Genomic DNA, 21,972 nt, shown 5'->3' with positions numbered 1-21,972 from the left:
TCAGGACGAAGGACTGTGGGAGCACCGCCCACAGCGTGAGAGACTGGTCTAGACAACAGTCACGACTTGAAGGGCAACACCATGGCTGAGCGCCGCGTCAATGTCGGTTGGGCCGAGGGCCTGCACGCCCGCCCCGCGTCGATCTTCGTCCGTGCGGCCACCGCGTCCGGTGTCCCCATGACGATCGCCAAGGCCGATGGCAACCCCGTCAACGCGGCCTCCATGCTCGCCGTGCTCGGCCTGGGCGCCCAGGGCGGCGAGGAGATCGTGCTCGCCTCTGACGCCGAGGGCGCCGAGGCTGCACTCGACCGCCTGGCCAAGCTGGTCACGGAGGGCCTGGAAGAGCTCCCCGAGACCGTCTGAGACCACTCGAAGCCCTCCGCGGCCCCGCTCGCACCCGCCGGGCCCGCCGGGACTTCCGCCGATGCGGCCCCGCCGCGACGACCGGACACGGTCGCCGCGACGGGGCCGTCTCGCTGTCCGCGGTCCGGTACTCGGCACACAGGGCCGGCATGGCGGGACCTCTGGCCGATCACGGGACCGCCGGCGAATACGGGAAGCGGATATCCGGACCGAACGACGCGGAAATTAAGCTCACGGGAAATAACATCCCGCGAGAATCAACGACCACCTCGGGCGAAATCGACGGAATACCGGATGCGCCTACCCCATCCCCCCGACATGCCGCACGGAAATACAGAAACGCATTCCGGCCCGCACAGGAGTCATTGCGGCCCACTCAAGAGTCTTTCCGCACCTCTTTGTATACGGCCCGCGTGTTAATTCCGCGCACGCGCCGTGTTGACGGGCCGTTTCGAATCGCTCACGGCCGCCGCGGCGGGGCGCCGCAGCCGGTGCACCGGAAGGGAGCGCTCGATGTGAGCCGCCATCAGGGCACGGGCCCGATCGGCATCGCTCCGCGCCACCGCGTCCAGTACGGCACCGTGCTCGTCCCAGGCGTCGGCGACCCGGGCCGTCGGCTCCACGACGTACATCCACTCGATCTTGCGCCGCAGCTGGGTGAGCAGCGCCGTCAGGCTGGGGCTGCCGGCCGCCTGGGCGAGCGTTTCGTGGAACCAGCCGTCCAGTTGGCGCAGATCCGCGGGGTGGCCGTGCCGGGCGCGCTCCCGGCCGAGCCGCACCAGGCCGCGGAGCACCTTGAGGTGGGCGGGGCTGCGGCGGACGGCCGCGCGGGCGGCGCCCATCGGCTCCAGGAGGGCACGGATGTCCAGGAGGTCGGCGGCTTCCTGCTCGGTCGGTTCGGCGACACAGGCGCCCGCGTGGTGGCGGGTGGTGACGAAGCCCTCGGACTGGAGGGTGCGCAGCGCTTCGCGCACCGGGACTCTGGAGACTCCGTAACGCGCGGCGAGAATGTCCTCGATCAGCCGGCTTCCCGGCGCGAGCACGCCGGAGACGATATCGTCGCGAATCGCTGTGCACACCGCATGCGCGGAAATGTGGCCTCGCATCGTCCGTGCCTCCGCCGTATTCCCCTCGAAAACGCCGCCGATCGGCGCCTTTCCCTCGACTCTATTCGACCAGGACGAGGTTTCCTGCGGATGCCGTGAATTTATCGATATTTTTTGGCCGATGCGGCGGAGGTCCAGTGGCCGGTGGACCGGCCGGACACCCGGCCCTGCGGAGACGGCGACGGCGGATACGACCGGATGCGGCGGATACGGCGGAGCCCCGGCCCGCGTGGGGGGCGGGCCGAGGCTCCTGGGGGACGCGCGATGCGGCGGGAGGTCAGACGCTCACGCCGTGCGAGCGGAGGTAGGCGACGGGGTCGATGTCCGAGCCGTACTCGGGGCCGGTGCGGGCCTCGAAGTGGAGGTGCGGACCGGTGGTGTTGCCGGTGTTGCCGGAGAGGGCGATCTGCTGGCCGGGGGTGACGGTCTGGCCGACGGAGACGCCGATGGACGACAGGTGACCGTATTGGGTGTACGTACCGTCGTTCATCTTGATCACGATGTTGTTGCCGTACGCACCGCCCCAGCCGGCCTCCACGACGGTGCCCGAGCCCACGGCGTGGACGGACGTCCCGTAGGCGGCGTGGAAGTCGATACCGGTGTGGCTGCCCGAGGACCACAGGCCGCTCGACGCCTTGTACGGGGTGGAGACGTAGGAGCCGTCCACAGGGGCGACGAAGGTGTTGAGGCGCTTGCGCTCGGCCTCGCGGGCGGCGCGCTCCTTGGCCGCCCGCTCCGCCTCGGCCTTCTTCTTGGCCTCCTCGGCGCGCCGCTTGGCCTCGGCCTCGGCCTTCGCCTTCGCGGCGGCGGCCTCGGCTGCCGCCTGCTGCGCGTCGGCCTGGGCCTCGATCCGGCCGGCGAGCTCGTCACCCACGACGACGGCCTGCTGGAGTCCGGTGTCGTGGTGCGCGGCCTCGCCGGTGGCGGCCAGCGCGGGCGACGCCATGGAAGCGACGACACCGGAGGCCGCGAAGGTGGCTATGCCGGCGATGTTGCGGGTCGTACGAGCGGTGCGGCTCGCACGGCGGTGCTTCCCGGTGGCACGGGTGAACGCCATGTACTGGCTGGTCCTTTCCTTCCCTCTCGCCTACCGGGTTAGCTGACGGGTTCGGAGCAGGAAGGTCTCCTACGGGCTCCTCCGGAGAGGGGCCCGATTCACCCCAAGGGACATGTGGGTCCCCGGCTCCCCTGGCTCGCGCCGTACGGGGACTCGGCGATGGCTGTCCGGTGCCACTGTTGTGGCGGTCTTGTGACGAACAGCCGGACCGACGCTAAACGGGACAACTTTCAATCGGCAAACAGAATCGGCTGTTTGTGCGGGACGCCACACCTCGGAAGGGCAACCAGCAGCGCGGGACGGGACATCAGCGGCACGGACCGGCAACGCGGGCCGGCGGTACGCACGGAACACGCGGCGTGCCCGTCCGACGGGAGCACGGTGACACGTGGAAACGGGCAGCGGGCTCGCTGCGGCCGGCGGCGGACATGCGACGGCTCCCGTGGCGGGTGACCACCACGGGAGCCGCTTTGTCGCCAAGTGACCAGCCGTCACATGACGGGCGTCATGCCGGCGGACGCTAGCCGCCGACGACCGTCACCTCGCCGATCCCCAGTGTCTTGACGGGCTCCACGATCTGCTCCGCGTCGCCCACCAGGACCGTCACCAGGCGGTCCACCGGGAACGCGCTGACGGCCGCCGCGGTCGCCTCGACCGTGCCGGTCTCCGCGAGGCGGACGTACAACTGCGCCTGGAAGTCGTCCGGGAGGTGCTGCTCCACCTGGTCGGCGAGCGTGCCGGCGACGGCCGCCGCGGTCTCGTACTTCAGCGGCGCGACGCCGACGAGGTTCTGCACCGCGACATCGCGTTCGGCGTCGGTCAGCCCCTCTGCCGCGAGGGTGCGCAGCACCGTCCACAGGTCCTCAAGGGCCGGTCCCGTGGAGGCGGTGTCCACCGAGCCGCTGATGGCCAGCAGCGAGGCACCCGTGGCGCCCTCGGGGGACGAGGGTGCGGAGGACCGCAGCACCTGCCCGAAGGCACGCACCCCGTAGGTGTAGCCCTTCTCCTCCCGCAGCACACGGTCCAGTCGGGAGGTGAGCGTGCCGCCCAGGCAGTACGTGCCGAGCACCTGCGCGGGCCACACCCGGTCGTGCCGGTCGGGTCCGGTCCGGCCGATGAGCAGCTGCGTCTGAACGGCGCCGGGGCGGTCCACGATCACCACCCGGCCGCTGTCGTCGGCGACGATCGGCGCGGGCTTCAGCGGCTCGGCGGTGGATCCGGTCCAGGCGCCCAGGGTGTCGGCGAGGACCGCGGCCAGGTCGACGCCGGTGAAGTCGCCGACGATGACGGCGGTGCTCGCGGCGGGCCGCACATGCGCGTCGTAGAAGGCTCGGACGGCCCCGGCGTCGATGCGCGCCACGGTCTCCTCGGTGCCCTGGCGGGGCCGGGACATCCGGGCGGTGGCCGGGAACAGCTCCTTGGACAGCGCCATCGCGGCGCGCCGCGCCGGGTTGGCGAGCTCGTGCGGGATCTCGTCGAGGCGGTTGCGGACCAGCCGCTCGATCTCGCTGTCCGGGAAGGCGGGGGCGCGCAGCGCGTCGGCGAGCAGGGCGAGCGCCCGCGGCAGCCGGGAGGCCGGGACCTCCAAGGAGACCCGTACGCCGGGGTGGTCGGCGTGCGCGTCCAGAGTGGCGCCGCAGCGCTCCAGCTCGGCGGCGAACTCCTCGGCGGTGTGCTTGTCGGTGCCCTCCGACAGGGCGCGCGCCATGATCGTGGCGACGCCGTCCAGGCCCTCGGGCTCGGCGTCCAGCGGGGCGACGAGGTTGATCTCGACGGCGACGACCTGCTGGCCGGGGCGGTGGCTGGTCAGGAGGGTGAGACCGTTGGGCAATTGGCTGCGCTCGGGGGCCGGGAACGCCCACGGCTTGGGCGCGCCCCCCTGGGGCTGCGGGTGGAAGTCCATGGTGCTCACGGGGGCGTCGTCGCGGGTGGTGGCGTCGTTCACTGCGCCGCCTCCTCTTCCTCGGTGTCGGCGGCGTCGGTCTGCTCGGTGGGCTCGTAGACGAGCACGGCGCGGTTGTCGGGGCGCAGCCGGGCCTTGGCGACCGCCTGCACTTCCAGCGGGGAGATCTCCAGGACGCGCTGCACAGCGGTCAGCGCGAGCTGCGGGTCGCCGAACAGGACGGCGAAGCGGCACAGTTCGTCCGCACGGCCGCTGACCGTCGCGAGGCGGTCCAGCCATTCGCGCTCCAGCTGGGCCTGGGCCCGCTCCATCTCTTCCGGGGTCGGCCCCTCGTCGGCGAAGCGCGCCAGCTCCTCGTCGACCGCGGCCTCGATGGCGGCGACCTCCACACCGCCGGACGTCTTCACGTCCAGCCAGCCCAGCGAGGGCGCGCCCGACAGCCGCAGCAGGCCGAAGCCCGCGGCGACGGCGGTGCGGTCGCGGCGCACCAGGCGGTTGTACAGGCGGGAGGACTCGCCGCCGCCCAGGACGGTGAGCGCGAGGTCGGCGGCGTCCGCCTCACGGGTGCCGTCGTGCGGAAGGCGGTAGGCCGCCATCAGGGCGCGGGAGGGGACGTCCTCCTCGACGACGGTGCGCAGCTGGCTGCCGATGGTCTCGGGCAGGCTGCCGTCGCGCGGCGGCTGCTTGCCGTCGTGCGACGGGATCGAGCCGAAGTACTTCTCGACCCAGGCCAGCGTCTGCTCGGAGTCGATGTCGCCGACGATCGAGAGGACGGCGTTGTTGGGTGCGTAGTACGTGCGGAAGAAGGCCCGCGCGTCCTCCAGGGAGGCCGCGTCGAGATCGGCCATCGACCCGATGGGGGTGTGGTGGTACGGGTGGCCCTCCGGGTACGCCATGGCCGTCAGCTTCTCGAAGGCCGTGCCGTAGGGGACGTTGTCGTAGCGCTGGCGGCGCTCGTTCTTGACGACGTCGCGCTGGTTCTCCAGGGACTCCTCGTCGAGGGCCGTGAGCAGCGAGCCCATGCGGTCCGCCTCCAGCCAGAGGGCGAGCTCCAGCTCGTGGGCCGGCATGGTCTCGAAGTAGTTGGTCCGCTCGAAGCTCGTGGTCCCGTTGAGCGAGCCGCCGGCGCCCTGGACGAGCTCGAAGTGGCCGTTGCCCTTGACCTGTGCGGAACCCTGGAACATCAGGTGCTCGAAGAGGTGAGCCAGGCCGGTACGGCCCTTGACCTCGTGGCGCGAGCCGACGTCGTACCACAGGCAGACCGCCGCCACCGGCGTCAGGTGGTCTTCGGAGAGCACCACGCGCAGGCCATTGGCCAGCCGGTGCTCGGTCGCTGTCAGGCCGCCGGAGCCGGCTTGTTCTGTGGCCGTGTGACCCATGGGCATGTACGTCCCTTCGATCCGCTTGCGAGGAAGTTCTGTCACTGTATGCAACCGCGTCGGCATCTGGCGAAGTTCCCGTGAGGAAGGCCCCGAACGTGCGCCGTGCCGGGCCCCCGTGGAGGAGGAAGGGGGGAGTCGCAGTCGGCGTTGTCAGTGGGGCAGTCCACAATGGTCCGCGTCAGACTCAGGCAGACTCACCGGTCGATCCCCAGCCGGTCGACCACAGCGTTGATCCAGAGCGTTGATCCAACATCGGCAGTAGACGCAGCAGAAGGAGCCGCAGCCGCGATGGCCCGCCGCAGCACGAAGACCCCGCCGCCGGACGACTTCGAGGAGAGGATCCTCGACATCGACGTCGTCGACGAGATGCAGGGTTCCTTCCTTGAGTACGCGTATTCGGTCATCTACTCCCGCGCCCTGCCGGACGCCCGCGACGGACTCAAGCCCGTACACCGCCGCATCCTCTACCAGATGAACGAGATGGGCCTGCGCCCGGACCGCGGCTACGTGAAGTGCGCCCGGGTGGTCGGCGAGGTGATGGGCAAGCTCCACCCGCACGGCGACGCGTCCATCTACGACGCCCTGGTACGCATGGCGCAGCCGTTCTCGATGCGGCTGCCCCTGGTGGACGGGCACGGCAACTTCGGCTCGCTGGGCAATGACGACCCGCCCGCCGCGATGCGGTACACGGAGTGCCGGATGGCGTCAGCGACGTCCCTGATGACGGAGTCCATCGACGAGGACACCGTCGACTTCGCGCCGAACTACGACGGCCAGGAACAGGAGCCGGTCGCCCTCCCTGCCGCGTATCCGAACCTCCTCGTCAACGGGACGTCCGGTATCGCGGTCGGCATGGCGACGAACATGCCGCCACACAACCTGGGCGAGGTGATCGCCGCCGCCCGCCATCTGATCAAGCACCCGAACGCCGATCTGGACACCCTGATGCGCTTCGTGCCGGGTCCGGACCTGCCGACGGGCGGCCGGATCGTCGGCCTGGGAGGGGTACGGGACGCGTACGAGAAGGGCCGCGGCACGTTCAAGATCCGGGCGACGACCACGGTGGAGAACGTCACCGCCCGCCGGAAGGGCCTGGTCGTCACCGAACTCCCCTTCACGGTGGGCCCGGAGAAGGTCATCTCCAAGATCAAGGACCTGGTCGGCTCGAAGAAGCTCCAGGGCATCGCGGACGTCAAGGACCTCACCGACCGCGAACACGGCCTGCGCCTGGTGATCGAGGTCAAGAACGGCTTCAACCCCGAGGCCGTCCTTGAGCAGCTCTACAAGCTCACGCCGATGGAAGAGTCCTTCGGCATCAACAACGTCGCCCTGGTGGACGGCCAGCCGCTGACCCTGGGCCTCAAGGAGCTCCTGGAGGTCTATGTCGACCACCGCTTCGACGTGGTGCGCCGGCGCAGCGAGTTCCGCCGCACCAAGCGGCGCGACCGGCTCCACCTGGTCGAGGGCCTGCTGACCGCCCTGGTCGACATCGACGAGGTCATCCGCCTGATCCGCTCCAGTGAGAACAGTGCGCAGGCCAAGGAGCGCCTGATGGAGCGCTTCTCGCTGAGCGACATCCAGACCCAGTACATCCTCGACACCCCGCTGCGCCGGCTGACCAAGTTCGACCGGATCGAGCTGGAATCGGAGCGCGACCGGCTGCGGTCCGAGATCGAGGAGCTGACCCGGATCCTGGAGTCCGACGCAGAGCTCCGGAAGCTGGTCTCCAACGAGCTGGCCACGGTCGCCAAGAAGTTCGCCACGCCGCGTCGGACCGTCCTGCTGGAGTCGGCGGGTGCGCCCGTCACCGCGGTTCCGCTGGAGGTGGCCGACGACCCCTGCCGGGTGCTGCTGTCCTCCACCGGCCTGCTGGCGCGCACCACCACGAGCGAGACGCCGTTCGACGCCGACGCCAAGCGCGTCAAGCACGATGTGATCTTCTCGGCGGTGCCGGCCACCACTCGTGGCGAGGTCGGCGCGGTGACGTCGCTCGGGCGGCTGCTGCGGCTCTCCGTGGTCGATCTGCCGCAGCTCCCGGAGACCGCGGCGGCCCCCAACCTCTCCGGTGGCGCGCAGCTCTCGGAGTTCCTGACGCTCCAGGAGGGCGAGGAGCTGATCTGCCTCACGACGCTGGACGAGTCCTCGCCGGGCCTCGCACTCGGCACCGAACAGGGCGTTGTGAAGCGCGTGGTGCCCGACTACCCGTCCAACAAGGACGAGTTGGAGGTCATCACCCTCAAGGAGGGCGACCGCATCGTGGGCGCGGCCGAGCTGCGTACGGGTGAGGAGGACCTGGTCTTCATCACCAACGAGGCGCAGCTGCTGCGCTATCCGGCGTCGCAGGTACGGCCGCAGGGCCGTCCGGCGGGCGGTATGGCGGGCATCAAGCTGGGCGAGGGCGCGCGGGTGCTCGCCTTCTCGGCGGTCGATCCGGCCGCCGATGCCATGGTCTTCACGGTCGCCGGGTCGCACGGCACCCTGGACGACTCGGTGGCGACGGCCAAGCTCACGCCGTTCGACCAGTATCCGCGCAAGGGCCGGGCGACCGGCGGTGTGCGCTGCCAGCGGTTCCTGAAGGGCGAGGACTGCCTGACGATGGCCTGGGCCGGCACCGCTCCGGTGCGGGCCGCGGACGCGAAGGGCGCCCCGGTCCACCTGCCGGAGCCGGACCCCCGCAGGGACGGCTCCGGAGTGCCGCTGGCGAAGCCGGTGGCGGCACTGGCCGGACCGGTGTAACCACGCGTTCCCGCAAGCTCTGAGACTGACGCCGCCGGACCGGTGAAGAACCGACTCGGCGGCGTCAGTTGTGCGCCGGGGAAGTCACCCTTGCGTGTGCCGAGGAAGTCACCTCTGCCTGTGCCGGGGAAGTCACTCGTGCATGTTCCGGGGGCAGCCCCTGGGGAGAAGCCGGTCGCCGACGGCTCGGCGGCGGGTGCGCGACGCAGCGTAAGCGGGTGCCGAGTCGCGAGGTGGCTGGGGTTGGGGCAGGTCGTCGCCGTTGCAGCGGTGGTCAACGTTGATTCGTGATTGCCGTTGCCGGCGTTCACCCCGCCCCCTCTTACGACGTCAACCCACCACACAGGAAGGAGCCCCTCCCCATGCGCCCGCTCATCGCGTCAAGGGGCTTGCCTCGGGGCTCACTCCTCCTGTGAAGCCACGAACCGCAACACACCCCACATGCTGTTCACGTCAGCATCCGAAGGGGTGACCTGCCGGCAGTTTTCCAGTTCCTTGCGCAATGCGGGAGCATCGATACCACTCCCGATCAGCACCAACTGGGTGCACGGCTCCTCGCCCTTCGGCCACGGCGAGGGGTAGAAGCGCAGGAAGTCACCGACCGCGTGCAGCGTGAACTTCTGACGGTTCTCCGGGACATCGAAGTACACGAAGCCTTTGATGCGGTACAGGCCGGCAGGGCGACTGTCGAGGAAATCCATCAGGCGCCGCGGATGCATCGGCTCATCCGAGGTGAACTCCACACTCTGGTACGCGGCATGAAGATGCCCCACATGCTCATGGCAGCCGTTGTGACAGCTCTGATGGCCGTGCCCATGCCCCTCGTGTGGCACGTGCTCGACGCCGTCCTCGATTCCGTACCCCGGCTGCCCATTAGCGGCGGCTTCGCGCAACACATCCTCCAAGGACAGCTGCCGTACGACTACGTCACGGTCCTCCCCCGCTCCGCTGTCGAAGAGCAACTCCGGATCGATCCGCCCATACGCCGCGCAGAGCACCGGACCTCCGGGAGCAAGATCCGCCAGCGTGTCCAGGAGCTCCTGACGCACCTCATTCCCGATCCGGTCAGCCTTGTTGAGCACCACGAGATCCGCGATGCCCACGTGCCGGTCCAGTTCGGGATGCCGGACCCGGGTCTCCGCGAACTCAGCGGCGTCGACGACCTCAATCAGTCCGCCATAAACGATGCGGTGATTGTCACTCGCCAGGATCATCCGGATGAGTTCCTGCGGCTCGGCCAGGCCACTGGCTTCGATGACGATCACGTCGATACGGGCGGCAGGGCGGGCCAGTCGCTCCAGATAGGTGTCCAGCTCGCTGGTGTCGACGGCGCAGCACAGACAGCCGTTGCCGAGCGACACCATCGAATCCACCTGCCCTGCGACGGTCATCGCATCGATCTCGATGCTACCGAAGTCATTGACGATCGCACCGATACGGGTGCCGTCGCCGGCGCGGAGCAGGTGGTTGAGGAGCGTCGTCTTACCCGACCCCAGGAACCCCGCGAGCACGACGACTGGGATCTGCTGCGTGGCCAAGCGGGTGCCTCCATGGTGCGGGTGGCGTGCCGCCCGAACCGGCGGCGAACGAGCTGTCGATCGTAACGGACTGCCTACGGGACAGCCCCCGAGCCGCGTCTGCCAACGGGCAGCGCCTATGACCTCAGCGTGTCCCGTGCCACCGCAGGCACGCGCATACCGCCGTAGCCAGGAGGGCCCTCCCAGTATCGGCAGGTGAAGTCCCCATGCCACGCCATCGCAATCCCACACTGGCCCCAGATCCGAGACACTGAGCCGCGTGCCGTCTCATGCGGCGGCTGCGGAACGTCTCGCGCTACGCTCCGGCAAAGCCCACCACTCGGGCCAGGCCCCGTACACACACAGCGCTCACCGGAACGTCGCCCCAACGCCCTCACGCCGGGCCGCACACCCCCATTGCTCGTACGGCTCCAGGAAACACTCACCGGACGTACCACAACCCTGTGCTCGGTCTGACGGCCCGCGCAGCGCTCATTCACACGTTCCGGCGAGTCATCCGTGACCTCCTCGAAGCCGGCCCTCGCCGTGGCGTCCCGGAACGTCGCCGCAGCGCGCGACTTCCATGCCCGACACCGCCGTAACGCAAGCACGACCAACCGCCGCCACTCGTGGTGGCCTCCTCCGTCACCCTCCCAGGATCCGAGGTCAGACACTCCGAGTTAGGCTCACCTTTGTGAGCACCTGCGCTACCGCTTCCCGTGAATCGGCCGAACCCGTCGCCGGGACGGCAGCCACAGCCCTCACCTGGCTGCTCATCGAGCAGACCGGACCGTGGGGAGCCAAGGCGCTGACGGACAGCCACCTCGACCCGCACGTCGGCCGGGCCCTGGAGGCCGCGGCAGAGGGGACAGGGGTACGCGTCGCCCTGATCCGCCGGCCGGGACGGCACGCCGACTGCCACGGTGTCCCCCGGCGTCGGCTGTTCCTCGCACACACCGCTCCGGGCCGTTCCTGGATCCGCACCACCACCGTCACCGACCCGCGGACGGCTCTGGGGCTGGACTTCGCCGCCTTGGGCACGGGCGAGCATGGTGGCCTCTGGGAGCCGTACACCGGAGATCCTGTGGTTCTTGTATGCACGAACGGCAAGAGGGATCGCTGCTGCGCCATCCTCGGCCGCCCGTTGGCCACCGAGCTCGCCGCCAGTAGTTCTGCGACCTGGGAAGTCACCCACATCGGCGGACACCGCTTCTCCCCCACGCTCTTCGTCCTGCCCTACGGCTACGCCTACGGACGAGCCTCGGCTCAGTTGGTCAAGGACGTCGTGGAAGCGGCGCGTCACGGCCGAGTCGGGCTCGACCACTGCCGCGGCCGCTCGACGTGGGACCGGCCGGCTCAGGCCGCTGACCTTGCGGTCCGCGAGCTGATCCGGGAGCAGCGGGCGGACGCACTGGACGTCGTACGGACCGACGCGGTGCGGCCCGAAGCGCGGTGGCGCGATGGGTCGGCGTCGGGTGGCGGGGCGGTTCCGGTGGCTCCCCCCTCCTGGGTTGTCACCGTCACGCATTCCGACGGCCGCACCTGGCACGTTGTCGTCGATCAGCGGGCCGACGGTGCTCCGGCGCCCGCCAGCTGTGGTGCGCCGCTCGGTCCACCGACGCGAATGGCGGTCACGTCCATCACCGCCATCCCGGACGCCGGCACCCCTGACCGCCCCTTCTCGCCCGCCCCGCCGCTCACCTGAAGCCGGACGCGTCGTCTGCTCACCGAGTTCGCTCATGCACCTGCAGCGCTGTTTGCCATCTGGTTGCTTTTCGCCTGTCATAGCCCGAGCCAGCACCGCGCCTGCCGCCAGCCCCAACGTCGCGGCAAGCCCCAAGCTGAACATCGCCCTCACAGCAGGCCGACGCCTACCGCCCCCCGCTGCCACGCGCCAGGCACTGGCGCCATCCCCCGTCACCCACATACCGACTCCCCTCCGCGTGCCTCACCGCACGCTTCCCCGGCTCCTCGGGCCCCAGACCTGTCCCAGCCGCCTGCCGCGCGGCACTCGCGCACTCGTCACCGAGTCCGCCGCGCCCTGCCGGAGCGCCGCTCAGCGACGTCCGCCAGCCGGAACGAGACGGCCCGTCCAGCCCCGAACTTCACTTTGCGAGGCTACGCGCACACAATCCGCAACCGCCGAGCCTGTGGATAACTCCACACCACGCCTGAATTCCTACCGACGCTCCGCAACCGCCGGTCGCACAGGTACGTCCCGGTCGGCAGCCGGTACCCGCAACACACGCGCCGAAAGGCCGTCGTAGCCTGCCCCGCATCCCACTGCTGCCATCCAGTACCGGAAGCGAGTCCGCGATACCCGACCGCGCTACCCACCCCGGATAGTGGTGTGGCAACTCAGCTGATTCGCTGATCGAGATCCTCGCCAAACACCCAACTCTCCAGATCCACTGCCCCCTTGGCCGTCCAGGCAACAGCAGATCGTTCACATGGGCAGAACGAAAGGAATGGCCCAAGACTCTTCGACGAGGGGCCCTCGCCGCGCCATCAGGTTGCAGCCGACCCTGGCGGCTCCGCGAGACCATGCCGGTACGCATAGTGGATCGCTTGGGCGCGGTCCCGTAGACCCGCCTTTGCGAAGAGGTTGTTGATATGCGTCTTCACCGTCGCAGTGGAGACATGCAACGTGCGCGCGATCTCTGGGTTTGATTGTCCCTCGGCCACGAGCCGTAGCACCTCCACCTCCCTGGCGGTCAGTCCGTCCGGGGGCTCGTCCGGCGGCGTCGGCAGGCTCCGTACAGGCTCGGCGAAGCGCTCCAGGAGGCGGCGCTGGATCTTCGGCGACAGGCCGGCCTCGCCCGACAGCACGTCTTCGACGGCGCGGACGATCTCATCGCCGTCGGCGTCCTTGGTGAGGTAGCCACGGGCGCCGGCCTGCAAGGCGGGGAAGAGCGAGTCGTCGTCGGCATACGTGGTGAGCACCACGACCTGGGTGCCAGGATGGTCCATACGGATCCTGCGGGTCGCCTCGACACCATCGCAACGCGGCATCCGCAAGTCCATCAGGACGACGTCAGGGGCGAGTTCGGCGACCATACGGACGGCCTCCTCACCGTCCGCGGCCGATCCGACAACCTCGATACCGGGCAACAGCCCCAGCAGCATCACGATTCCCTCGCGTACCACCGTCTGGTCATCGGCCACGACGACGCGCGCCACCGTGCGTGCCGTCATACGGGCACCCACAACCGCACCACGAAACCCTCCTCATCGGGGCCGGACTCCAGCGTTCCGCCTAGGAGTTCGGCGCGCTCCCGCATCCCGAGAAGACCGTACCCGGAACCGCTCCTCGCGAGCTCACCGGGCTTACCGCGCCCTCCCGAATTGCGCACCACCAGTCCTACGTGGCTCTCGGCGTACTCCAGTTGCACAGTCACCCGAGCACCCGGTGCGTGCTTGCGTACGTTCGTGAGCGCTTCCTGCGCGACCCTGCGGACCGCGAGCCCCGCCTCCGCCGGCAGCGTGCGCCGTTCGCCCACGACGTCCAACTGCGCGCCCTCAGCGGCCGCCAGACGGCCCAGGAAGTCTTCGACCGAGACCATCTCGCCGCGCAGCGCCGATAGAGCCTCACGGGTGCCGTCCAGCCCTTCTCGCGCCATCCCTCGGCATGCCACCACCCGCTCCAGGAGCTGCTCGCGGTCCGATTCCAGGTCGGTGCTGCGCTGGATCATCAGCCGAGCCGCCTCCAGGTGCACAAGCTGGGCGCTGAGGCTGTGGGCGAGGACGTCATGGATCTCACGCGCGATCCGCCCCCGTTCGGCAAGCGCCGCTGTTTCGGCCTCGGCTTTACGAGCCGCCCGTTCCTGCGCCAGCAGACGCTGGGCATTGCCGCGCGCCTCGGCGTCCAGCCGCACGACGTAGCCGGCGAGACCCAACCCTCCTGTGGTCACAGCGGTCGTCAGCCAGGTGCCCGTGTTGACCACCGCGAACGCACCCAGTGCGACGGATGAGCACGGCACGGCGATGCTCAGCGGCAGCCGCTCCATGGCCGTGATGGCGCAGGCGCACCACAGGACGATCGCCGCCATCCGGGCATCGGCCAGGTAGAAGCCGAATGCCGCGGCCTCCAGCACTGCGAACAGCCCGATAGAGGGCCACAGCCGACGCTCGCGCGTCATCCGGAGAAAGTACCAAAACATCACAAAGGCCATGGCGATCGCGGCACACGCCGCAACCAGGCCCCAGCCGCTGAAGGTCCCCCCTACCAGGGTGGTCCACAGCAGGCCCGCCACCACCAGGACACGCACGGAGCGGCCGATCCACAACCGGGCCTCGCTGAGGCCCTCGCGGGAGAGCGCCTCCCGCAGGGGCCAGCTGGTCCAGGGGTTCGGCGGCACGTACGGTCCTTTCGGTGCGCGGCGCGGAGCGTCAGCCCGCGACAGGGACACGGTACGTCTGCTGCACGGCCTGGGCCCGCCAGGTGGTGACGCCGGCACGGGTGAGCAGCATGGCCGCTACGGACAGCAGCGTGGCCTGGCTCCCCTGGTGGACGCCCAGGACCGCAGCTATGCCCATGAGGCCGAAGCGCAGTGCCATACCGCACAGCCACACACCGGCCGCCGCCCAGGTTCCCTTGGTCCAGACCGCACCGTCCGCGTCGGTCCAGATACGCGTGGTCCAGGCCCATGCCGCACCGCTGGCCAGCCCGAGCAGAAGGGTCACCGCCAGCAGGACGGCCGACGCTGCATGGTGCGCGGGGTCCAGGAGGCCAGGTTGCCGCAGCGCCATGACGCACAGGATGACGGGCATCAGCCACCACTTCTTGCCTTCCGAGGTGATGCGCTGCGCCGTGAACTGCCGGGCGAACACGATGACGACAACCGCGATCATCACAACGATGTTGAGCCAGCCGCTCATGTCCTGAAGCCTCCGTGGACGGGGAATTTCGACGTTCCCGACGCTACGGAGAGCACCCCACCGCCCGGATCGGAGCCAGGGTGGGGCGCGGGTGGAAAAGACGGCGGGCGCCCGTCCACCCGTAGGTGGAGGGGCGCCCGTACGGAGCCGCGGCCGGCTCAGGTGTCGATGCGCGAACGGTCCAGAGTGGATGCGGAGTTGGTGATGAACTCCTTGCGGGGAGCGACTTCGTTGCCCATCAGGAGGTCGAATGCCTTCTCCGCCGCTTCGAGATCACTGATGTTGATCCGGCGCAGGGTGCGGTATCGCGGATCCATGGTGGTCTCGGCGAGCTGGTCGGCGTCCATCTCACCCAGTCCCTTGTAGCGCTGGATGCTGTCCTTGTAACGGACCTTCTTGCGCTGGAGCTCCAGCAGCGTCTGACGGAGTTCGTTGTCCGAGTAGGTGTAGATGTACTTCTCCTGGCCCTTCTTGGGGTTGGTGAGCTCGACGCGGTGCAGCGGCGGGACGGCGGAGAAGACCCTGCCCTGCTCGACCATCGGCCGCATGTAGCGCTGGAAGAGCGTCAGCAGCAGGCAGCGGATATGGGCACCGTCGACATCGGCGTCGGCGAGGAAGATGACCTTGCCGTAGCGGGCGGTGTCGATGTCGAAGGTGCGGCCGGATCCAGCCCCTATGACCTGGATGATGGCGCCGCACTCGGCGTTCTTGAGCATGTCCGAGACCGACGACTTCTGGACGTTCAGGATCTTGCCGCGGATCGGCAGCAACGCCTGGAACTCCGAATTCCGCGCCAGCTTCGCCGTGCCCAGCGCCGAGTCACCCTCGACGATGAACAGTTCGCTGCGGTCGACGTCGTCGCTGCGGCAGTCCGCCAGTTTGGCCGGCAGGGAGGAGGACTCCAGCGCCGTCTTCCGCCGCTGAGCCTCCTTGTGCTGGCGGGCGGCGATACGCGTACGGGCCGCGGCGACGACCTTGTCCAGTACGGAACGCGCCTGCTGCTTGGCATCGCGCTTCGTGGACGTCAGGAACGCCTTGAGTTCCCTGCTGACCACCTGGGCGACGATCCGGGACGCGGCGGAGGTACCCAGCACCTCCTTGGTCTGCCCTTCGAACTGCGGCTCCGCGAGCCGCACCGTGACGACCGTGGTGAGGCCCTCCGTCGCGTCGTCCTTGACGACGTCGTCCTCGGCGACGCGCAACAGCTTGGTGGACCGCAGCACCTCATTGACGGTCCTGGTCACGGCGCGCTCGAAGCCCGAGACATGGGTGCCGCCCTTGGGGGTGGCGATGATGTTGACGAAGGACTTGATCGTCGAGTCGTAGCCGGTCCCCCACCGGAGGGCGATGTCGACGCCCAGTTCACGGGTGACTTCGGTCGGTGTCATGTGACCACGCTCGTCGAGCACCGGCACCGTCTCCTTGAAGGTGCCCTGGCCGGTCAGCCTCAGGACGTCGCACACGGCCTTGTCCTGCGCCAGGTACTCACAGAACTCACTGATGCCGCCGTCGTAGCGGAACGTCTCCTCCGACTTCCCGGCGCCGTCGATACCGCGCTCGTCACGGACGACGATGGTCAGCCCCGGTACAAGGAAGGCGGTCTGCCGGGCGCGGGCGTACAGCGTCTCCAGGGAGAGCTTGGCGTCCTTGAGGAAGATCTGCCGGTCGGCCCAGTAGCGCACCCGGGTGCCGGTCTTCGTCTTGGGGACCCGCTTGCCCTTGATGAGGCCGTTGCCGGGGTCGAAGGGGGCGTCAGGCCCGGATTCCGTGAAGATGCCGGGCACGCCGCGCCGGAAGCTGATGGAGTGCGTCTTGCTGCTGCGGTCCACCTCGACGTCCAGCCGCGCGGAGAGCGCGTTGACGACCGAGGCGCCGACGCCGTGCAGGCCGCCGGAGGCGGCGTACGAGCCGCCGCCGAACTTTCCGCCGGCGTGCAGCTTGGTCATCACGACCTCGACGCCGCTGAGTCCCGTCTTGGGCTCGACGTCGACAGGGATACCGCGGCCGTTGTCCTGGACCTCCACCGACCCGTCGTCGTGGAGGACCACCTCGATGTGGTCGCAGTAGCCGCCCAGCGCCTCGTCGACGGAATTGTCGATGATCTCCCAGAGGCAGTGCATCAGGCCACGACTGTCCGTGGAACCGATGTACATACCGGGGCGCTTGCGGACGGCTTCCAGGCCCTCGAGGACGAGCAGATGCCGCGCGGTGTAGTTGGAACCGTCCCGGTCTGCCCCGGTCAGCACTGCGGTGGACGGCACGGACATCTCGGCGGTCACGCGGTTCGCTCCTCGCTGAATTTCTGGCAGTCCGCATTCCGCGGACTCGGTTGTGGCGGTGTCGCCGGTGAGAGGGTACCGAGGCCCAGTAGAGCCGATGTGACGCCACCCGTGAGCATGACCATGGTAGTAGAATTTCGCTCACGCGTTCGATAGCTCGATGGGGTGACGTCCGAGTGACGTGCACATCACGTTCCCTTCGAGGCATGAACCATTTAGGCTCCGGGCACGTCCTCATCAACAACCGGCAAGCCAGCCGGGAGGGCAGACCTCCAGTAACCAACGTGAATCAGACCACCACGCAATACGGCTCATTCGCCGCCACCCGGCAGCACCCGGCCCCCTCGGAAATATTTTTTCGAGGAAAAGGCACGAGCGGGAACGTTTTCGGCCTGGTTGGATGTTGACCCTGGTACGACAGCTCGTCGAGCTAGAGAAGAGGCGACGTGACTACTGTTCTGACACCCGCGAGCCCGCTGACGGCCGCTGACCGCTGCGACCGCTGCGGCGCCCAGGCATACCTGCGCGTCGTCCTGATGTCCGGCGGAGAACTGCTCTTCTGCGCCCACCACGGTCGCAAGTTCGAGCCAGAACTCAAGAAGATCGCCGCGGAAATACAGGACGAGACGGAGCGGCTGACCGCTTCTCCGGCGTCCGCGTCCGACGAGGAACGCTGACACATCGCATCCACGACGAGCGAGTAGCGGCCCAGGGCCGTACGGCGGGCGGTTCTCCCGGCATCACCGGGGAGGCCGCCCGCACTCGTGGGCCGCGGCACCTCTGACGATCCTCGGCGGCGCTCAGCCCGCCCCGTGCTCGCGCACCGCCGGGAGCAGCGCGGAAGCGCGCGCGTAGACACCGGGGCTTCCCGCCTGCCCGCAACCGGTCCCCCACGACACCAGCCCCACCAGGCGCCCGTGCACCACCAGCGGCCCCCCGCTGTCCCCCTGGCAGGCGTCCCGCCCGCCCTTCGGCGCCCCCGCGCACATCATCGATGCGGCCTTGTACGTCCCGTCCGCGCTCCCCGGATAGGCCCTCGCACAGACCGAGTCACGCAGCACGTTCACGCGGGCCGACCGCAGCTGCGACGCATAGCTGCCCTCTCCGGTCGTATCGCCCCACCCGTAGACCGTCGCCGCGCTGCCCGGCCGGTAGGCTCCGTCATCCTCGTCGGCTATTCGAATCGGACGGTTCCGGACCTGCTCCTGCAGCGTCAGGACCGCCATGTCGCCCTCGTTGGTCCAGCTGTTGTAGCGCGGATTGACCCACACATGGGCGACTTGGACCTCCTGGCCACCGCCGTCAGCGAGGTTGTCGCGTCCGACAACGACCCGTAGATCACGCACCTCTTTCCAGGGGAGTCCCAGCACCTCCTTGCCCAGACAGTGCGCGGCCGTCACCACCGTCGCGTGCCCGACCAGCACGCCGCCGCAGAACTGCCCGGAGCGCTGGGTCCCGAACCGCTGATGTGATGCCAGGGCCACCGCCCACGGGCTGCTGGAGGGCCGTACGGGCTTGCCGCCTATCACCACCCCGTCCGCAGCGGCCGAGGTCGGTACGGCGAGTATCAGCGCGAGGGCTCCGAAGGCGGCGGGTACGGAGGGACGCATACGGACTCCTGACTCTGGGACAGTGGTCGCCCACCCAGAGTGACCCAAACGGCCGCGCCCCGCACCCGGACGGCCGCGAGCCCGGCCCGTCCACCGAGGTGGGAGGGCCGGGCTCGCGGCGCGAACGGGGCAGGTTCGGTCAGTCGAGGTAGTCGCGCAGCACCTGGGAACGCGACGGGTGACGCAGCTTGGACATCGTCTTGGACTCGATCTGACGGATCCGCTCACGCGTGACGCCGTAGACCTTGCCGATCTCGTCCAGCGTCTTGGGCTGGCCGTCCGTGAGACCGAAGCGCATGGACACCACGCCGGCCTCGCGCTCGGAGAGGGTGTCCAGCACGGAGTGCAGCTGCTCCTGCAGGAGCGTGAAGCTGACCGCGTCGGCCGGGACGACGGCCTCGGAGTCCTCGATGAGGTCACCGAACTCGCTGTCGCCGTCCTCGCCCAGCGGGGTGTGCAGCGAGATCGGCTCGCGGCCGTACTTCTGGACCTCGATGACCTTCTCGGGGGTCATGTCGAGTTCCTTGGCCAGCTCCTCCGGGGTGGGCTCGCGGCCCAGGTCCTGGAGCATCTGACGCTGGACGCGCGCGAGCTTGTTGATGACCTCGACCATGTGGACGGGGATACGGATCGTACGGGCCTGGTCGGCCATGGCGCGGGTGATCGCCTGGCGGATCCACCACGTCGCGTACGTCGAGAACTTGTAGCCCTTGGTGTAGTCGAACTTCTCGACCGCGCGGATCAGGCCGAGGTTGCCCTCCTGGATCAGGTCCAGGAAGAGCATGCCGCGGCCGGTGTACCGCTTGGCCAGGGAGACGACCAGTCGGAGGTTGGCCTCCAGGAGGTGGTTCTTCGCCCGGCGGCCGTCCTCGGCGATGATCTCCAGCTCGCGCTTGAGCTTCGGCGCGAGCTTGTCGCTGTTCGCGAGCTTGTCCTCGGCGAACAGGCCGGCCTCGATGCGCTTGGCGAGTTCGACCTCCTGCTCGGCATTGAGGAGCGGGACCTTACCGATCTGCTTGAGGTAGTCCTTGACAGGGTCGGCGGTGGCACCGGCCGCGGCGACCTGCTGCGCGGGGGCGTCGTCCTCGTCGTCGTCGGACAGCACGAAGCCGGCGCTCTCGGCACCTTCGGCGGCCTCGGGAGCGTCGCCCTTGCCGGGCGCCGCGGTCTCCTCGGTCACGTCGTCGTCGAGCAGCTCGTCGACGTCCTTCTTGGACGTCGTCTTCTTGGCCGTGGCCTTCTTGGCCGTGGCCTTCTTCGCGACCGTCTTCTTGGCGGCCGTCTTCTTCGCCGCCGCCTTCTTCGCAGGCACGGACTCGGACTCGCCCGCCGGCGGGTCCGCCAAGGGGGCGGGGGCGGCGGCGGTGGCCTTCTTCACCGTGGCCGTCTTCGCGGCCACGGTCTTGGTGGCGGTGCGCTTTGCGGGACTCTTCGCTGCGACGCTCTTGCGCGTGCGCTTGGGCGCCTCTGCGGCACTGACCATCAGCGTCACACCCTCCTCGTCGAGGATCTGGTTGAGGCTGCGCAGAACGTTCTTCCACTGGGTTGGCGGAATCTGGTCAGCCTCGAAGGCCCGACGCACGTCATCGCCGGCGATCTGCCCATCTGCCTTTCCCCGCTCGATGAGCGCCATCACAGACTCGGACTCGGCGATCTCCGGCGGGAGCGTACGGGATGTGCTGGCCGACACGAACAACCTCTCGGAACGATGGAAACGGCTTCCGGCCCCGTCCATACGGATCGGAGCCGACGACCGCCGGTGGGGATGGACCGACGGCGCAGGGGCAACCGGGGAGTTGAACAGCGTCACGAACGCCGCTCGTATTCCCTCCTCGGCTATCACCTCTTAAGTCATCGCGCTTCTCCGGAGAGCGTTACGCCCAATCTGCGTGGCCCGAGTCACACCCCATAACGACCCATTCCCAGTCATATGACATGCAACCCTCTCAAGGTCTGCCGCCGGATCCGGACGACGCCCCGGATCCGGCGATCTTGCGCTCCTTCGGTACGCACGGCACGCCCTCCATCGGGGCATGCGGGGCACGAGGTCGCGCGGGGCTTACGGTCCGCACGTGGTCAGGTACGGCCCTTCAGTGCTCGCGGGGCGCGGGGACGACGTGGTCCACGGGCGTCCCGGTGCCCTGCGCGCCGGCCTCACCATGCGCGGCGAGGAGCTGGCGCATCGCGGATTCGGCAGCCGTGGCGTCGCCGGAACCGATCGCATCGACGACCCGCATGTGCTGGCCCACGGACGTCTCGACCGGCCGCTCGCAGCCGCCTCCGGATCCGCCGGAGACATGGAGGGCGGAGGTGACGATGCCCGAGAGGTGCTCAAGCATCCGGTTGCCGGCGAGCTGGAGGAGCAGGGTGTGGAACTCGACGTCGGCGCGGGTGAAGGTCATGGTGTCGCCCTGGGCGGCGGAGTGGCCCATGATCTCGACCATGTCGGCGAGCCGCTGCTGGATGTCCTCGCGGCCGTGCCCGGCGGCGAGCCGGGCGGCGAGCGGCTCGATCGTCCAGCGCAGCTCGCACAGCTCGCGCCGCTGGTCGTCGCGCTGCGGCCCGTAGGCCCGCCACTCGATGATGTCGGGGTCGAGGAGGTTCCAGTCGCTGACCGGGCGCACCCGGGTACCTACGTTGGGACGCGCGCTGACCAGCCCCTTGGCCTCCAGGACACGCAGCGACTCACGGACGACGGTGCGGGAGACCTCGAAGCGCTGGCCGATCTCCTCGGGGACGAGCGGGCGGTCGGCGCCGAGATCGCCGGAGACGATCATCTGGCCGAGCTGTTGCACGAGTTGGCCGTGGAGGCCGCGGCCACGGCTGCCGGCCGCGCGACGGCCGACCCGGCCGATGTCTGCTTCGGAGCCTTCCCAGACCGGCGAAACGCGCTCTGCGCGCTCCTGGCCGGTCGCGTTGGCGGCGTTGGCGTAGGAGTAGCGGTCAAGCTCGCCGGGGCCTGCGAGGCCGGTGTCGCCGGGGCGAGCCGCGGTCATCATGGTGTGCGCAAGGGTACTCACGCATCCTTTGTCGGCGACACCCTGAACGGCCTTGAGGTCTTTGGTGAAAAGCACACGAAAGGGTGATCGCCCGTTATCTCGCAATTGACGCTTTATCGGAAAGAAATGCGCTTTCGGCGGC

General features: G+C 69.1%; 16 protein-coding genes and 1 riboswitch. Of the genes, 4 read left to right on the top strand and 12 right to left on the bottom strand.

Features of this window, described 5'->3' with window-relative positions; all coding sequences use genetic code 11:
- Positions 1–81 precede the first annotated feature (81 nt).
- On the top strand, positions 82–363 hold the full coding sequence (locus ACO1BR_RS29295) for an HPr family phosphocarrier protein (protein WP_159507685.1): 282 nt from the start codon (positions 82–84) through the stop codon (positions 361–363).
- A gap of 416 nt (positions 364–779) precedes the next feature.
- Here ACO1BR_RS29295 and ACO1BR_RS29290 read toward each other — a convergent pair whose 3' ends face one another.
- The 4 genes from ACO1BR_RS29290 to ACO1BR_RS29275 form a co-directional block, all read right to left on the bottom strand.
- Positions 780–1,469, bottom strand: coding sequence for a GntR family transcriptional regulator (locus tag ACO1BR_RS29290; protein WP_426798110.1), 690 nt, complete (start codon positions 1,467–1,469; stop codon positions 780–782).
- 277 nt (positions 1,470–1,746) lie between these two features.
- A complete protein-coding gene (locus ACO1BR_RS29285) occupies positions 1,747–2,526 on the bottom strand; it encodes a M23 family metallopeptidase (protein WP_426798109.1) in 780 nt (259 codons plus the stop codon).
- 12 nt (positions 2,527–2,538) lie between these two features.
- A riboswitch (cyclic di-AMP (ydaO/yuaA leader) is annotated at positions 2,539–2,695 on the bottom strand.
- Positions 2,696–3,046: 351 nt separating this feature from the next.
- Positions 3,047–4,429 (bottom strand): M16 family metallopeptidase, encoded by a 1,383-nt coding sequence (locus ACO1BR_RS29280; RefSeq protein WP_426798118.1) that lies wholly within the window; start codon positions 4,427–4,429, stop codon positions 3,047–3,049.
- Positions 4,430–4,467: 38 nt separating this feature from the next.
- Complete coding sequence (locus tag ACO1BR_RS29275; protein WP_426798117.1) at positions 4,468–5,808, bottom strand: M16 family metallopeptidase; 1,341 nt, start codon at positions 5,806–5,808, stop codon at positions 4,468–4,470.
- 291 nt (positions 5,809–6,099) lie between these two features.
- Between ACO1BR_RS29275 and ACO1BR_RS29270 the strand changes: the two genes are divergently transcribed.
- Positions 6,100–8,547, top strand: a complete 2,448-nt coding sequence (locus ACO1BR_RS29270) for a DNA gyrase/topoisomerase IV subunit A (protein WP_426798108.1) — start codon at positions 6,100–6,102, stop codon at positions 8,545–8,547.
- 401 nt (positions 8,548–8,948) lie between these two features.
- Here the strand turns inward: ACO1BR_RS29270 and ACO1BR_RS29265 are convergent, their stop codons facing one another.
- The gene (locus tag ACO1BR_RS29265; protein WP_426798107.1) at positions 8,949–10,085 is read right to left on the bottom strand and encodes a CobW family GTP-binding protein; all 1,137 of its coding nucleotides are present in this window, start codon (positions 10,083–10,085) and stop codon (positions 8,949–8,951) included.
- 673 nt (positions 10,086–10,758) lie between these two features.
- Here ACO1BR_RS29265 and ACO1BR_RS29260 point away from each other — a divergent pair.
- Positions 10,759–11,769, top strand: coding sequence for a sucrase ferredoxin (locus ACO1BR_RS29260; RefSeq protein WP_426798106.1), 1,011 nt, complete (start codon positions 10,759–10,761; stop codon positions 11,767–11,769).
- Between the two features lie 803 nt (positions 11,770–12,572).
- Here ACO1BR_RS29260 and ACO1BR_RS29255 read toward each other — a convergent pair.
- The 4 genes from ACO1BR_RS29255 to ACO1BR_RS29240 all read right to left on the bottom strand — a co-directional run bounded on the left by ACO1BR_RS29255 (position 12,573) and on the right by ACO1BR_RS29240 (position 17,221).
- Positions 12,573–13,259 (bottom strand): response regulator transcription factor, encoded by a 687-nt coding sequence (locus ACO1BR_RS29255; protein WP_426798105.1) that lies wholly within the window; start codon positions 13,257–13,259, stop codon positions 12,573–12,575.
- Complete coding sequence (locus ACO1BR_RS29250) at positions 13,256–14,422, bottom strand: sensor histidine kinase (protein WP_426798104.1); 1,167 nt, start codon at positions 14,420–14,422, stop codon at positions 13,256–13,258. The genes ACO1BR_RS29255 and ACO1BR_RS29250 overlap by 4 nt, the downstream gene beginning before the upstream one ends.
- 31 nt (positions 14,423–14,453) lie before the next feature.
- Complete coding sequence (locus ACO1BR_RS29245; protein ID WP_426798103.1) at positions 14,454–14,942, bottom strand: DUF1453 domain-containing protein; 489 nt, start codon at positions 14,940–14,942, stop codon at positions 14,454–14,456.
- A gap of 158 nt (positions 14,943–15,100) precedes the next feature.
- Complete coding sequence (locus ACO1BR_RS29240) at positions 15,101–17,221, bottom strand: DNA gyrase/topoisomerase IV subunit B (protein WP_426798102.1); 2,121 nt, start codon at positions 17,219–17,221, stop codon at positions 15,101–15,103.
- Between the two features lie 446 nt (positions 17,222–17,667).
- Between ACO1BR_RS29240 and ACO1BR_RS29235 the strand changes: the two genes are divergently transcribed.
- The gene (locus tag ACO1BR_RS29235) at positions 17,668–17,898 is read left to right on the top strand and encodes a DUF7455 domain-containing protein (protein WP_003981845.1); all 231 of its coding nucleotides are present in this window, start codon (positions 17,668–17,670) and stop codon (positions 17,896–17,898) included.
- 123 nt (positions 17,899–18,021) lie between these two features.
- Here ACO1BR_RS29235 and ACO1BR_RS29230 read toward each other — a convergent pair whose 3' ends face one another.
- The 3 genes from ACO1BR_RS29230 to ACO1BR_RS29220 form a co-directional block, all read right to left on the bottom strand.
- The gene (locus ACO1BR_RS29230; RefSeq protein WP_426798101.1) at positions 18,022–18,831 is read right to left on the bottom strand and encodes a serine protease; all 810 of its coding nucleotides are present in this window, start codon (positions 18,829–18,831) and stop codon (positions 18,022–18,024) included.
- 139 nt (positions 18,832–18,970) lie between these two features.
- On the bottom strand, positions 18,971–20,521 hold the full coding sequence (locus ACO1BR_RS29225) for an RNA polymerase sigma factor (protein WP_426798100.1): 1,551 nt from the start codon (positions 20,519–20,521) through the stop codon (positions 18,971–18,973).
- Positions 20,522–20,921: 400 nt separating this feature from the next.
- Positions 20,922–21,905, bottom strand: a complete 984-nt coding sequence (locus ACO1BR_RS29220) for a FadR/GntR family transcriptional regulator (protein WP_426798099.1) — start codon at positions 21,903–21,905, stop codon at positions 20,922–20,924.
- Positions 21,906–21,972: the final 67 nt, after the last annotated feature.

The sequence above is a fragment of the Streptomyces sp. YGL11-2 genome, assembly GCF_050054615.1.
Lineage (GTDB): Bacteria > Actinomycetota > Actinomycetes > Streptomycetales > Streptomycetaceae > Streptomyces.
The sequence above is the reverse complement of the archived record's forward strand: the minus strand, read 5'-3'. Positions and strand labels throughout refer to the sequence as shown.